Origin of the sequence: Bowmanella denitrificans (assembly GCF_039522935.1) — a bacterium.
Taxonomy (GTDB): Bacteria; Pseudomonadota; Gammaproteobacteria; order Enterobacterales; family Alteromonadaceae; genus Bowmanella; species Bowmanella denitrificans.
On sequence record NZ_BAAAEI010000012.1, the window covers coordinates 1 to 13,238 of the forward strand.

Here is a 13,238-nt window from a genome sequence, read left to right on the forward strand (position 1 = left end):
AAACGAGTCAGAACGAAGATACTGGCGTAACTATAAACCTGTGGCCAATATGACTTGACCACTACAGAGCAACTAATCAGTGGGTGGAGAATTATACAAATCGCTTAGGCACATTAAAACTAGCAATAGATGATTTTAGAAATACTCTACTATTTCAATCTCATGAAACTGAAGATGTATTTCATAAGCTAATAGAAAAACATCCAATTCTATTAGATGTATATGGCAGTTGTGAAAGTAAGCCTAAGCTACATTACCCAGATGGAGAGTTATCGCCTATTGGGAAAACATATGTAGAGCCGGATTTTATAGTTTCCTACGCTGATCAATCTTACAAGTTAGTTGAACTAGAAAGAGCTTCTAAGAATGTTGCCACTAAACAAGGCCAACCAAGAGCAGAAGTTGGTCAAGCAGCATTTCAAACTGCCGAGTGGGTACACTACATTAGAGAGCACTATAACCAAATACGAACAAGGTATCCTGGAATTCATACCAAGTGCAAAACAAGCCTTATAATGAGTCGTTCGACTCAATCTAGTTTTAATAACGTAGCAGATATCAATAGATATAAGGAGATAATAATTCAGCAATACAACGTAGATGAGTTTTTAACCTATGATGATCTATTTTATAGGGCGTGTACTGCATATACGGTGCTTACGGGGTTATCGCCACATGGCATTTAACAAGGCGCTGCTACGGAAAATTTACTCACTAGCGCTCCTAAATTTCCGCAGAGCGCGGCGTTAGGCTTTAAACATGACCATACCATTTAGACATTCTGCTGGTTTTGGAAAGCGCATTGAATATTGGGTCGCAGGCTTAATGCTCAAAGAAGGCATTGATGTCTATATGCCTTTAATCGACGATAACGGTATTGATGCTGTAGTTCGCCGAGAAGATGGAACTTTTGTAGAGATTCAGGTTAAAGCTCGATCCAACGATGTAAAAATGGGCGACGCGGCGCTTTTTGCCGCACTAACCCACGAGCACCGTGAAAACTACTATTTTGTTTTCTATTCCGAGCGTTTAGAAACATTCTGGATTATGAGTTCTGAAGAGTTTATCCAAGAATCAGTACAAAATAAGTCAGGCAAAAATATTGGTAAGCGTTCAATTTGGTTCAATGGTAAGCGTAAAAACAAAGAAACTGGAGAGTACAAAGAGCATTGCCACGAACGTTTTAGAAAATACATTGCAATTAATTTTCAGCGGCTGGCAAAAGCCTAGTCGCGTAACCGGGGGGTTCTAGCCCCCAGTCCCCACAACACCCTGCATGTGGCTGTGCACACGAGTGCTAGGATGCAGGAGGTGGGGCGAAGCAGGAGCCAGAGCCGAGGGCGTTTCATCCAGAATAGTGAAGCTTGATCCATCCATCACGCAGTGAGACCAATCCGGTCTGCTTTAGGTAGGCGTCGGATAGTGCCTGGTTGATACCGGGCGTTTTCGCACTGGAAGCAAGTTAAGTCAACAATCTCTACACGTCCCCGGTGGTAATAAAATAGACGACCACGAACTACACCAAAAGTCACGAACCGGCCCTGGGCCGATATTGAAATGCCTCTCGCTGTGACACAGAGGGCGCAGAGAAAAGCTCGCTGGGGTAGTTGTTGTTTTCAATTACTCTGAGTTCTCAGCGACTCTGCGAGAAGGGCTTTCTCGAAAGGATCACTAAGCGCGTCTCATGTCGTCTAGATCACCCGACCATTCTAGTTTACCTCTGAAACGCTTTCTTCATTTAAGCGTTCCTTGGCAATAGCGAGCAGCTCAAGATCTTCGAGTTTATCCATCATGATTTCGTATGTGCTTGCAGGGACACAATAAAAAGCAGGCTCATTGCGGTTGAGTACAGCAACAGGCGCACCAAAGGCGCTAGTTGCCACTTTCATGGGGTTTGCTTTAAATTCGGTGATGCTTGCGATCAACAGGATCAACAGGGTCAGGTACATTGATATTGGTAATGGGACAACTAAGCCAAAGCTTTGCCCCCAAGCGGCCCAAGCAGCTTTGCGCCCCGCTAGAAAATTCCCGGTCAGTTCAGGGCACGACTAAAAGGTGGGCAATTTGCTGGAAGCAAGTTGAGTGGAAGACACCTCAGAGATAGCATCCCCGGAAACATAACTCTGTTATTACTTGCCAGACGCCAAAACCAACAACCGATCTTTCTAAGTAATTATTTTTCCACCACGAAGAACACGAAGAACACGAAGAACACGAAGAACACGAAGAATGGACAATAGCTACTGTCCTTCGTGCACTTCGTGCTCTTCGTGGTGAAATGTATTAACTAACTATCATAGGGAAATAGTCTGGAGGGGCACCAGATTAAACAGCTTTAGCTGGCTCAGGGCAACAGGCAGGACACTCGAATGGGACTGGCACGCCACGGACGGCATGTCGTAAAGGCAAGGAGATCATGCATTCAAGCCTTGCTATGGCGGTATTCACCAAAGATACTTAACACTGTTTGGCTAATTCACGGCCATAGCCATAGTTGTAATCAGACATGGACTGTTCTCATCAAAGGTAGCCAGTTAAGCTTGACCTGGGAACGGAGAGTCCAGATCATTCGTTGTATTTTAAGAGAGAATGAACCAATGGAATACGCTTCAGGGCTAATCAAGCTAAAGGCCGGAACAGAGGATAAAGTCGAGGAATGGCGGAGCACCATAGCGTCTCGGTTAGACGAAGCGGCAGCTACTTTACAAGATGAAGAAGTTCAAATTGAATCTTGGTTCAAGGTCGAAATAGATGGGGAGAAGTATCTCCTCTGGTATCTTCGCGCCAAATCAATCAGGCGAGTTTTTGAAATTTCTATGCAATTAAAGCATCCAATTGACAAATTCCACTATAAGTTGATGGCTGAGATCACATCTGAAGACGGTAATATCCTAGCAGAACCGCTGATCGATATACCACGTGAGTAACCTTAGCAGCAGCTGTACATTTTGCTCTGTGGTATGGTGCTGTTGCTCCCAATCTGTACGTGAAGGTATTTGTTACAGGCCAAAATGACACATGCTTTTTGGACGCTACTGGGTAACCTGAATGGGACTGGCACGCCGTCGAAACAATTAAAGTCAAGCATGGACGAATCTCCTCAATGATTGCCAGATAGACGAGGCAAAGCCCCTGGGAGAGAATCGGTATTATTTTTCAGGTATTAATGTGGATATTGAATACAGGAAAGCGACTTCAAAGGACATCGACTACCTTCTTATGCTTCGTAAGGAGTCAATGACCCCTCATATTCAAGCTGAAGGCTTAACCCAAGATGACGAAGAACACTTAAACAGAATTAAGCTAAGATTTGACTCGGCAAAAATAATCAGCGTAAAGGGCAAAGTTTGCGGGTTGTTGAAACTTGTGGAGGAAGGAGACGAGTGGGATCTTATTCAAATTCAAATCGATACGCATTTTCGAGGAAAAGGCATCGGCCAACGCGTAATTAAAGATGTGCTTAAAAGAGCTTTCGCATCAGGTGCTTCAGTAAAACTAAGTGTACTGCGGTCCAATCCGGCTAAAAAACTTTATGAAAAATTAGGGTTTAAACCTTATATGCAAACTGATACTACCTTTGAAATGCGTGCGGTAGTCTCAAGCCCTCCGGGTTTTGAATGAGGCTTTTCAACACTGCCCCGAAAGCGATATTTACTGGGTTGAAACCAAGGTAATCAACCTAATTCTATACGAGCATGCACCTTCCATAACACTCTCTAACCCGGTAGGCTCAGACGCTGAGTTGGACGTTGAACCAAACTGTCGGGCTGAATCAAGCCAGGTGGTGAAAAAGTCTGCTCACATTATTAGCAACAAAAGCATGCCATCTGGTCGCCCTGAATACGCCTCGCAGTAACAATGTCTGAGGTGGATAAATGTAAACCGTCAGCAGAGCAAGAAGATGATACCAACATTAGAAACAGATCGACTGAGATTAATCCCGCCAAACCTGGACAGCTTTGATGTTTATCAGCGCTTTTATACCGACCCGGAAGCATCCGCCCTGTATGGCGGTCCCATAGGTAAAGAGCAGGTTTGGGCCAGGTTAAAGGCAGATATTGGCTCATGGCACCTATTGGGTTTTGGTGTCTGGGTTATTCAGCAAAAATCCGATCATCGTCAGATTGGCACCTGCGGTTTCTGGCAGGGGGCAGACTGGCCCAGGGAACTCACCTGGTGGGTTATGCCGGACAGCCGGGGTAAGGGTATTGCCACCGAAGCATCCAAAGCGGCGTTATTGTATGCTTATAACCAGTTCAAATGGGATCAGGTGGAAACCTATATGAATGATGAAAATGTCGCGGCCCGTCATCTGGTTGAAAAGTTGGGTGGCCGCAAGGTCCGGCGGCAGACCTTTAGTGACGGCCTGAGCAGGGATATCTACGCATTGCCGAAACCCGCTTAGTTGGCTGATCACCCTGATCAGACAACATTCAAAGGACGCAGGTAAAATATGAACCACAAGGAATTTAATCAGTTCTGCAGCACTTTTTTGGCCACCACTCATGTCGTTCAATGGGGTAATTCCGATGTGTGGAAAGTGGGTGGAAAGGTCTTTGCCATCGGCACTCAAAGTAAGGCATCGACACCGGCGTTTACCTTTAAAACCTCTGATCTGAACTTTGAGTTCTTAAGCCACAAAGACGGCTATATTCCAGCCCCGTACCTGGCCAGCCGGGGGATGAAATGGATACAGCAAACGGCAACAGATGGTGAACTGGATGAAGAGTTAAGGTATTACCTGTCCGAGTCTTATCGGATTGTGGCAGGCGGGCTCAGTAAGAAAAAGCAAAAAGAACTGAGCATTATTGCGGTGACAAGCGCCATCTGAGTGGCATCAAGGCTTGCTGAACTCTCCACTGCGATGAACAGCGAACAAGCCGGGCCTTTGGCAATTTGCCAAAGGCCCGGCTTGGAAAATAGTCAAACCTACTCCACGATTTAGGTGGTTATTGCGCCAGTGGCGTCAGACTACCCAGCCCCAACATCGCCTTTTGATAACACATACTCATATCGCCGTTATCACAAGTATGGCTGATGGGGCCGTCATAAATACCACCAAACAGTAACTGCATCTGCTCAGTAACGACCACGGATTCAATAGACACATTACGCGGCTGATGAAGAAACATGGTCCGGGTGATTTCGCCGTTGGCCGTGACTTCCAGTACCATGCCCTGACCATCTGACACCTGACTGTTACTGTCTACCTGGCGATAGCCATTCTGACCGGCAAACAAAAAACGTTGATTGGGCATGGGTACAAACACAGTAGCGTAATCTTCCTGATTGATGTCCAGCACATAGTAGTCAAGAATATCGCCAGAGGCCGGATTGGTGCGCATTAACACCAGGTCAAACTCTGTGGTGTAATTGGGCTTATCAAATTTTTTCACATGCGTGTTGGCACCGATAAACAAGCTGCCCTGCTGATAGGTCAGATCCACCAGCTTTTCATGGCGACCTTCACTGAGCAAGCGGAAATCACGTAAAAATTCCCCCTGTAAATCATAAGCCGCCAGCGTAATATTCTTATACCCTTGCTTATCCCCCCCGCGTAACGGCAGATTGCGACCGAAATGCCAGTTATAGGCTTTGGCTTCTGCATCCGTTGACTCAAATGCCAGCAGAATTTCATCATCGGAAAAAGTAAAAGCAGGATTAAAGAATCCCAGCCGGGAATGCAATAAACTGTAATTGGGCGCAACCTGTTTGACCCAGCGTTGCTCAAGATTAGCGTCAAAGCGGTACAGTGACACTCCATCAATATAGGAAAGCATATACAGTGACTGCGCATGCCATTGCAGCTTCACCGTGCTGATATCAAACAACAGTGCGTTGCCCTGCTTGGCGGTGTTATTCAGTGTAAAGCGGTAAACCCCTTCCGGCCCGGCCTCATACTCCGGACTTGCATCAAACACATACAGGTACTGTTCGTGTTTGCTGGCATCATGGCTGACCAGCTTTTGCTGCAACACCTCTCCCTGACTATTGTGCAATGTCAGTTGCAGATAGTATTGGAGAAACCTTGCACCATCCGCAGTGGCCTGAATTAACTCCGCCACCACAAACTGCCCCTGCTGAGTAAACAACACCTGCTTCAAAATATTATTGCCGGTGCTGTGGTGGCTAAAAAACACCTCGCCCTGGGCATTTTTGCAATCAACCCGGCTCCCCCATTTGGGTGGAAAACGATAATAGTTCTCCGGTAATGTTTGCTCTGTCAGATAACACAGATTGCCCTCAGCACTGTGCGTTACGGAGGTGATCCGATTTTGCCCCTCCTGCTCCTCGGCAAAGTAGCGGATACTTTCTCCCCACAGGGTATTGTCCGGGAATGTCCGAGCAGGGTCCGGGGTCGGTTCGGTCACAGGCGGTGGATTGACAGGCTTGTCGGCCTCTTTATTGTCACCCGAAGAACCTCCACAGGCGCTAAGCACCAGGGTTAATGTCCCTGCAATCAATAACATCTTCAACTTCAACTACTCCTTTAATTTGACTGGGGTTTGGGTAAATCGCCTGCCAATATAAAGGTTGCCAGTAGGGCATAAGGAGTAAGTAAGATAATCAATTTGTAAATTTTGGTACAAGTGGCAAAGGTGCCCTCCGCCAGTTGGAAGGGAATCTAACTATTTTGTGGTTGATGCGCTCTCATGCGACTATCTGCACGGTAGTGGCGCTGGTCGGCCGGAAGATCGCGAAACGACCAACATACAACCTGATTACGGCCATTCTCTTTGGCTGTATACAATGCCTGGTCTGCATTAATTAACGCCTTTTCAATACTTTCAGCAGTGCCTACCTGATGGATGCCGATACTCACAGTCACCCGCAAGGTTATCCCGTCAGAAGTAACTAAAGACCGCTGTTCAAGCGCTTTTCTAATTTCTTCGGCCAGTGTGGCAGCAGCGTTAAGATCCTCATCCATAACAATTAAGAATTCTTCGCCCCCCATACGGGCTATCAGTCTGCCGTTACCGGCATGCGCCTGAAGCTGCTGACTGAAGTCCTGCAAAACCAGATCACCACAAGCATGCCCGTAACGGTCATTGATACTTTTAAAGTGGTCGATATCTATCGCCACAATACTGGTGGGTGAATGGTTTCTTTGCCCCTGCTGTTTAAGCTGCAAAGCATTAAAAAAACCGCGCCGGTTCAGTAATCCGGTAAGCCAGTCTATACGAGCCAGGTCAGCATTTCGGGCTGCCAGCATGGCAAACTGTAGTGTCAGACAACCCACCGCCAGCGTCAGCATATAGAGTAACGACGCTACACTGAAGATAGAACGATGGTATCCCAGGGTCAGACGCGCCGTGGTTGGCAGAATTTCCGCAATACTGGCGTAAGACCATATATACACCAGAATATAAACGACCACTGCATAACGTAAGCGTTTATATAAGCGCGCGATCTCTTCGCGGGGTGGGTGAGATAAGCTGTGCTGTAACAAAAACAAATACAGTATCTGCCCTGCAGCCGTAAACAATATGCGATAGCGGGCATTAGGCCATAGATACTCCCAGGCAGTCAGACTGACGATGGGAAAAAGCATCAACAATACCAACAACCAGGGTCTGACAGGCTGTTGGCCAAACTTCCAGAATCCTATCAAAAAGAACAGTGAAGAAGCCCCTAAGGTCAGATGGTTTAAGATAACCCTGGGGGGTTCCCATGCGGCTGGCAAGGCAAATGGAAAAACAAACAGTGAGAGACCGTTAACAAAAAAACCTATCGCCCACCATCTGGCATCCCGTGCGTCACTGTGGCGGCTACCCAAGTAAAGCAGCAGTCCTCCCAGCATCATCTGCACGATGCCACGAGCCAGTGCCAGGGTGGTAATATCTACGGTAAAAGCGGTGATACCGTTCAATGCAAACTCAACTACAAATAACGTCTGTTACAGCCGCAACGAAAACGGCACTTAATCATGCTCCTGACAATCAACGTCCTGTTTGAATGGAACACATAGCCATTTAACCATAGGTTAAGGCGGGAGTCTCCTTTGACATATTACGGTTCATGCACGCGAATTTTTTAACTTGATCAATCTGCGGCAAAATAAGCAAATACATCATACCTAAGGCTATTGGATCCAACGTGGGCGCACACCAGAACCAGTTTCGAGGTTTTGCCAAATACAATATGCAGTTCAATCAACCTTTGTTCGGGCAATTGGCAGAGCTAAGCGATGCGCAGCGAAAACAGAATATGGGGCATTCTTCGCATCGATTCATGCCACTATGAATCATATTCTGTTAGCAGACCGCATCTGGCTGACCCGCTTTCGCAATGCCATGCCGGAACTGAAATCATTACAGCAAGTAGCCACCGTCTACTTCCAGCACGGCGTTGCGCATAGCAAAAGATTGGTCTGAAAGTAAAAACGCGATGGCACCAATCTGATCCTGCGGCGTCATCACCCGCCCCAGCGGCGTGCTCTGCAAGGTAGCAAAGAAGGCATCCTGCTGTTCCTGACTCATACCCGCTTTGCCCTGGATTTCTGTGGCAGTGACACCGGGACGAACCGAGCTTATCCGAATACCCAGAGACGCCAGCTCAAGGTTAGCGACCCGGGCAATGGCTTCAAATGCGGCTTTGCTGGCAGCATAAACTGCCGCACCGGCAAAGGCTTTGGTCACCGCCACACTGGATACAAATACCACGCTGGATGGATTATTCAGTAAAGGTTGAAGTTGCTGCAAGGTTATCAGCGGTCCTTTGGCATTGGCGGCCATGGTCAGATCAAAGTCACTTTCCTGGCTGGCCAGTATCGATTGTGGATAAAACACACCAGCATTCAGCACCAGGCCATCCAGTGTAACCCTGTCACTTTGCAATGCACTGGCTAAGCTGGCGAGCTGTGCGCTGTCCGTGCTGTCTGCCACAAACCCCATGCAGCCCAGCTGTTTGCTTGCCTCATCTACCCTGGCCTGATTGCGGCCGGTAATAATCACTCTGTTACCTGCGGCCAGCAGATGTTCGGCTAACGCGCGGCCAATACCCGCCGTACCCCCGGTGATTAAGATCGTTTTATTGCTCATCATTCTGTTCCTATTGAATTGCTGAAGTCGCAACAGATTAGCAACTTGATCAGGCAACAATAAGGCACCAATATAGACACCAAATGATTCCCATATAGAAACAATAGAGCAATGTCTTATCTGAATTTGCCCCTGCTGCATGTTTTTCATCTGGTTGCGGCCCGCGGCAGCTTCCAGGCCGCCGCCACAGAACTCGACCTACCGCGTTCGTCGGTCAGTAAGAAAATTCGTCAGTTAGAGGATTTTGTCGGCCAGCCCTTACTTAAGCGCTCAACCCGACAGTTGCATTTAACCGATGTTGGGCAAAATCTGCTCAGCAGCACAGGTGACCTGGAAGGGGTATTAAGCAATTTGCATCACCTTAAAGATGATATGCAGCTCGCCCCTAAAGGCCGGGTGAAGATCAGTGCCAGTGTACTGATGGGCCAGACCTTTCTGCTACCGCTACTTGGAGGATTGCGTGACACTTACCCGGATATTGAGTTGGATCTCAGCCTGGATGATCGCACCGTCGATCTGCTGGAAGAAAAAGTGGATATTGCTATTCGCATTGGCCAATTACCGGACTCGTCCCTGATCGCCCGAAAAATCGGTATGAAACGCTGGGGCTGGTTTGCCGCACCGGCATACCTGACCAACAAAGGCACGCCAAATGATCCAAGCGAGTTAGAAGCTCATGAATGCCTGGTGTTTAGCAACCGTACCAGCCGTTTTAATTTCTGGCCTTTTGCCAATGCTCAGGGCCAGACCCAAACGGTTGAGGTTAAACCTGCCATACAAACCGACAACAGTCGGCTGCTGGTCGATATGGCCTGTGCCGGACTGGGTATTATGATGATTGACCCTATGTTTATTGCCAGCGAACGCAAAGATGGCAAGTTGATTCCGGTCTTTACCGATTGGCATCATCCGGACAGCAGCCCAATTCACTTATTATGCCTGGGTGAGCGCAGTAAAGCCGCACAAGCCGTGTGGCAGTTTTTGTTTAATCGCTGGAAAGTACCGGCACAGCCGTGAATTGAACAAGGCCCTGTATCAGGCCGCCTGTAGTTCCTTTCGTAGCATCTCGGTGGCAAAGCGCAAGAAGGTCTGCACTCTTGGTGTGTAACGCAGGTCTGGATGGATAAGCAGCCATAACGGGCACGACAGTTGTGGGTCTATTCCTTGCAAACGCTGCAGGCGTAAATATCGGGCCAGATAATCGGGCAATAGTGCCTTACCTACACCGCTCGCCGCGGCCTGAGCTGCAGCCCACATACTGTTAACCTTTAACACCACCTGCTGGGCAGGAACATGCTTGGCCAGCCAACGTCCAGCAGGAATTGACGACAGGCTACTATCCAAGTTGATCCAGAATAACGGTTCCTGAGTGCCTGCCCCGGTATAAATCCCATAGTCAAAATCGCCAACGTTTTTACCTATCCAGGTTTCTGGCGGCGTATTGGTTGGCCGAATCGCCACTTCGGCTTCATAGCGGGCCAGATCGGCAAACTGATTGGTCACCACTAACTCAAAATGAATAGCTGGATGCAATATGCGAAACGCCTGCATAACACGGGTAACCAAAGGTACCAGCGAGTCGGCCGTGGTTACGGTTACCCTCCCTTGCAACTGCTCCTCGCCACTTGCCAACCGACGACGTGCCACGGCCAGTTGTTCTTCCATTTTCCCAGCCGCCTGGGCCAGTTCTTCGCCCAGGGAACTGAGTACATAGCGCCCCCTTACACGCTTAAAGAGCGGCCCGGCGGGATGACACTCCAGCTCCTTCAAACGCCGATATAAGGTGGCCAAATGAATATTCAGATATTTAGAGGCCGCCACAGGGGTGCCTTCGCGAGCCAATGCCGCCACCAATTGCAGGTCCTGATAGGTAAGCATTTTCGCACCCTTGCAAATATGTTTCGCAAATCATGCTCTATCATTCGCATTCACACAAATTAATAATAACCAGAGTTTAACTGCGGGAAAGATTGCATGACGACTTTGCTAAATATTAAAGCTTCTCTGGCTTTTATTGGCCTGACTGATATCCAGGTGTTTTCCGTAGCGCCAACCGCAGGAGCACTGATATGAGTCAAGTCACCGCCTGGGTGCTGCTGATATTGTCCGGCGTGCTCGACGTGTTTTGGGCAATCGCCACCAAAAAGTCTTTAGGTATGACCCAACTCGGATGGACCTGTTTGTCAGTAATCTTGCTGGCAGGTTTTGTCATTACCCTGGGTAAAGCACTGAATGTGCTGCCGCTGGGTTTGGCCTACGCCGTTTGGACTGGCATTGGTGCTGCCGGGTCTGTGATTTTTGGTGCGTTGATCTTTGGCGAACCAGTAAGTGCACAAAGAATTCTCTATGTGACTATTATCCTGGCGGCTATTGTTGGGCTGCACTTGGATCCTCAGCCTACTCCGTAAGACTGGAATACGTCCGCTTGCGGTAAAACAGGTTATAGTAGCGGCATTGCCTGATATTCACGTATAGCTCTGTTCCTTATGTACCAACTCAACGCATTTGACCCACAACAGTTTCTTCAACAACACTGGCAAAAGCAGCCTGTGCTGATCAGAGGCGGCTTTAGCGAATTTCTCGATCCCCTGGATGAACATGATTTAGCCGGGCTGGCTCAGGAGCCCGATATCGATGCCCGCATTGTGTCCAGGCAGGGCGATAACTGGCAGGTAACACAGGGCCCTTTTACGGAATTCAGCCAGCATTGTCAGGGGCAATGGAGTCTGCTGGTACAAGGGGGGGACAGATATCTGGATGAAGCCAGCGAACTGCTGAATGCCTTTAACTTCGTACCGCGCTGGCGGGTCGACGACCTGATGGTAAGCTTTTCGGTGCCCGGCGCCGGGGTCGGCCCGCATTTAGACCAGTACGATGTGTTTATTATACAGGGTAAGGGCAGTCGCCGCTGGCAGGTAGGTGACAAGGGGCAGCATCAACAAACCCGCCCTCATCCACGCCTGAGCCAGGTGGCCGCCTTTAAGCCGTTGATTGATGAAGTGCTGACCGCCGGCGATATTTTGTATATTCCGCCAGGTTTCCCCCATTGCGGTGAAGCATTGGAGCCTTGCTTAAATTATTCAGTAGGTTTTCGCGCCCCCAATCAACAGGAACTGCTGTCTTCGCTGGCGGATTTTGCTTTGCAGCAGGACGCATTTCATCAACGCTACGAGGATAAGGGTTTAGCGCCACGCAGATTCGCCGGTGAAGTACTCAGCACTGAAGTTGAATGCATCAGGCAATTAATTCAAGCCAGTCTGCATCAGCCAGAATTTGAACTGTGGTTGGGAGAGTTTCTGAGCAAAGGGCCAGAGATGGCGGAGACGCAAACCCAGAATATTCGGGCCCCGGAACTGGCCGCGTATTTGCTGGCCGCCAAACCTTTGCAGCGTCAGCTTGAATATAAAGGTGTATGGCTGGAGTGCAATGACAGTTGCATATTGTTGCACTTTGGCGAACTCAATCAACAGGTAGATAAAGCACTTTTGCCCTATATTGAAACATTATGTACTGATACGGTTTGGTACAAGCCAGATGACATCAGCGAAATCAGCTTAACTGCACTGTGCCACAGCATATTACCGCTGGTTAATGCTGGCGTGTGGGAGCTGACTGAATAGATTGGTAGATTAAAGCCGTCCCCTTTACCCATGTAGGCAGTAGTGATTAGGCCCGAGCAACACAACGAATGTCTGTTTAATACGCCGCGGCTAGTTTGTCGGCGCTGGCGTAACAGTGATCTGGATGCCCTGTATCAGGTGTATTCCGACCCATTGGCAATGCAATGGGTGGGGGACAGAAAACCGATCAGCTTGCCTGAGTGTCACAATTGGTTGCATGTCACGGCCCGCAACTATGCAACCCGAGGCTACGGAATGTTTACCCTTGAAGAGCAAACCAGCGGCCAGATTGCCGGCTTTTGTGGGCTGGTCCATCCCGGTAACCAACCACAAGCCGAGATCAAGTACGCGCTAAGACGCAACCTGTGGGGCCAGGGTCTGGCCAGTGAGTTTGTACCAGCGTTGTTGAATCACGGCGCCCAGGTGCATGGACTGGAGCTGATTATTGCCACTGTTTACCCACAAAACCTGGCATCCAGACGGGTGCTGGAAAAAGCTGGCATGTTGCTGGTCAGGGAATTTGACGATGATGGCCATACTATTTGTCTGTATGAATGGCACGCATAATCCCGCCTGA

15 protein-coding genes are annotated in these 13,238 nt (G+C 48.6%); 10 read left to right on the plus strand and 5 right to left on the minus strand.

Annotated elements, in window-relative coordinates; genetic code table 11:
• The first annotated feature begins 83 nt into the window (after positions 1 to 83).
• Complete coding sequence (locus tag ABD028_RS11010; RefSeq protein WP_343844873.1) at positions 84 to 686, plus strand: Shedu anti-phage system protein SduA domain-containing protein; 603 nt, start codon at positions 84 to 86, stop codon at positions 684 to 686.
• A gap of 73 nt (positions 687 to 759) precedes the next feature.
• The gene (locus ABD028_RS11015; protein WP_343844874.1) at positions 760 to 1,230 is read left to right on the plus strand and encodes a PDDEXK-like family protein; all 471 of its coding nucleotides are present in this window, start codon (positions 760 to 762) and stop codon (positions 1,228 to 1,230) included.
• Between the two features lie 479 nt (positions 1,231 to 1,709).
• On the opposite strand, the gene ABD028_RS11020 is transcribed toward ABD028_RS11015, so the two are convergent.
• Complete coding sequence (locus ABD028_RS11020) at positions 1,710 to 1,949, minus strand: type II toxin-antitoxin system Phd/YefM family antitoxin (protein ID WP_343844875.1); 240 nt, start codon at positions 1,947 to 1,949, stop codon at positions 1,710 to 1,712.
• Between the two features lie 648 nt (positions 1,950 to 2,597).
• On the opposite strand from ABD028_RS11020, the gene ABD028_RS11025 reads away from it, so the two are divergent.
• The 4 genes from ABD028_RS11025 (at position 2,598) to ABD028_RS11040 (ending at position 4,831) form a co-directional block, all read left to right on the plus strand.
• Positions 2,598 to 2,927, plus strand: a complete 330-nt coding sequence (locus tag ABD028_RS11025; RefSeq protein ID WP_343844877.1) for a DUF6176 family protein — start codon at positions 2,598 to 2,600, stop codon at positions 2,925 to 2,927.
• A 241-nt stretch (positions 2,928 to 3,168) separates the two neighbouring features.
• Positions 3,169 to 3,621: a GNAT family N-acetyltransferase gene (locus ABD028_RS11030; RefSeq protein ID WP_343844879.1), complete on the plus strand. Its 453-nt coding sequence runs from the start codon at positions 3,169 to 3,171 to the stop codon at positions 3,619 to 3,621.
• A gap of 280 nt (positions 3,622 to 3,901) precedes the next feature.
• Positions 3,902 to 4,405 (plus strand): GNAT family N-acetyltransferase, encoded by a 504-nt coding sequence (locus ABD028_RS11035; RefSeq protein WP_343844881.1) that lies wholly within the window; start codon positions 3,902 to 3,904, stop codon positions 4,403 to 4,405.
• 48 nt (positions 4,406 to 4,453) lie between these two features.
• Positions 4,454 to 4,831: an MmcQ/YjbR family DNA-binding protein gene (locus ABD028_RS11040; protein WP_343844883.1), complete on the plus strand. Its 378-nt coding sequence runs from the start codon at positions 4,454 to 4,456 to the stop codon at positions 4,829 to 4,831.
• A 118-nt stretch (positions 4,832 to 4,949) separates the two neighbouring features.
• Here ABD028_RS11040 and ABD028_RS11045 read toward each other — a convergent pair whose 3' ends face one another.
• The 3 genes from ABD028_RS11045 to ABD028_RS11055 all read right to left on the minus strand — a co-directional run bounded on the left by ABD028_RS11045 (position 4,950) and on the right by ABD028_RS11055 (position 9,041).
• A complete protein-coding gene (locus tag ABD028_RS11045; RefSeq protein WP_343844885.1) occupies positions 4,950 to 6,476 on the minus strand; it encodes a hypothetical protein in 1,527 nt (508 codons plus the stop codon).
• 149 nt (positions 6,477 to 6,625) lie between these two features.
• Positions 6,626 to 7,870: a GGDEF domain-containing protein gene (locus ABD028_RS11050; protein WP_343844887.1), complete on the minus strand. Its 1,245-nt coding sequence runs from the start codon at positions 7,868 to 7,870 to the stop codon at positions 6,626 to 6,628.
• Between the two features lie 442 nt (positions 7,871 to 8,312).
• Positions 8,313 to 9,041, minus strand: coding sequence for an SDR family oxidoreductase (locus ABD028_RS11055; protein WP_343844889.1), 729 nt, complete (start codon positions 9,039 to 9,041; stop codon positions 8,313 to 8,315).
• Between the two features lie 111 nt (positions 9,042 to 9,152).
• On the opposite strand from ABD028_RS11055, the gene ABD028_RS11060 reads away from it, so the two are divergent.
• Positions 9,153 to 10,058: a LysR family transcriptional regulator gene (locus ABD028_RS11060; RefSeq protein ID WP_343844891.1), complete on the plus strand. Its 906-nt coding sequence runs from the start codon at positions 9,153 to 9,155 to the stop codon at positions 10,056 to 10,058.
• Positions 10,059 to 10,076: 18 nt separating this feature from the next.
• Here ABD028_RS11060 and ABD028_RS11065 read toward each other — a convergent pair whose 3' ends face one another.
• Positions 10,077 to 10,919: a LysR family transcriptional regulator gene (locus ABD028_RS11065; protein WP_343844892.1), complete on the minus strand. Its 843-nt coding sequence runs from the start codon at positions 10,917 to 10,919 to the stop codon at positions 10,077 to 10,079.
• Between the two features lie 191 nt (positions 10,920 to 11,110).
• Here ABD028_RS11065 and ABD028_RS11070 point away from each other — a divergent pair, with 191 nt between their 5' ends.
• The 3 genes from ABD028_RS11070 (at position 11,111) to ABD028_RS11080 (ending at position 13,228) form a co-directional block, all read left to right on the plus strand.
• Complete coding sequence (locus tag ABD028_RS11070; protein ID WP_343844894.1) at positions 11,111 to 11,449, plus strand: DMT family transporter; 339 nt, start codon at positions 11,111 to 11,113, stop codon at positions 11,447 to 11,449.
• 78 nt (positions 11,450 to 11,527) lie between these two features.
• Positions 11,528 to 12,661, plus strand: coding sequence for a cupin domain-containing protein (locus ABD028_RS11075; RefSeq protein WP_343844896.1), 1,134 nt, complete (start codon positions 11,528 to 11,530; stop codon positions 12,659 to 12,661).
• 42 nt (positions 12,662 to 12,703) lie between these two features.
• On the plus strand, positions 12,704 to 13,228 hold the full coding sequence (locus ABD028_RS11080; protein ID WP_343844897.1) for a GNAT family N-acetyltransferase: 525 nt from the start codon (positions 12,704 to 12,706) through the stop codon (positions 13,226 to 13,228).
• Positions 13,229 to 13,238: the final 10 nt, after the last annotated feature.

Bases quoted from the DNA above. Each gene is read 5' to 3' on its own strand.
- ABD028_RS11015 (WP_343844874.1), top strand. From the start codon at position 760: ATGACCATACCATTTAGACATTCTGCTGGTTTTGGAAAGCGCATTGAA.
- ABD028_RS11020 (WP_343844875.1), bottom strand. From the start codon at position 1,949: ATGTACCTGACCCTGTTGATCCTGTTGATCGCAAGCATCACCGAATTT.
- ABD028_RS11025 (WP_343844877.1), top strand. From the start codon at position 2,598: ATGGAATACGCTTCAGGGCTAATCAAGCTAAAGGCCGGAACAGAGGAT.
- ABD028_RS11035 (WP_343844881.1), top strand. From the start codon at position 3,902: ATGATACCAACATTAGAAACAGATCGACTGAGATTAATCCCGCCAAAC.
- ABD028_RS11040 (WP_343844883.1), top strand. From the start codon at position 4,454: ATGAACCACAAGGAATTTAATCAGTTCTGCAGCACTTTTTTGGCCACC.
- ABD028_RS11055 (WP_343844889.1), bottom strand. From the start codon at position 9,041: ATGAGCAATAAAACGATCTTAATCACCGGGGGTACGGCGGGTATTGGC.
- ABD028_RS11060 (WP_343844891.1), top strand. From the start codon at position 9,153: ATGTCTTATCTGAATTTGCCCCTGCTGCATGTTTTTCATCTGGTTGCG.
- ABD028_RS11065 (WP_343844892.1), bottom strand. From the start codon at position 10,919: ATGCTTACCTATCAGGACCTGCAATTGGTGGCGGCATTGGCTCGCGAA.
- ABD028_RS11070 (WP_343844894.1), top strand. From the start codon at position 11,111: ATGAGTCAAGTCACCGCCTGGGTGCTGCTGATATTGTCCGGCGTGCTC.
- ABD028_RS11075 (WP_343844896.1), top strand. From the start codon at position 11,528: ATGTACCAACTCAACGCATTTGACCCACAACAGTTTCTTCAACAACAC.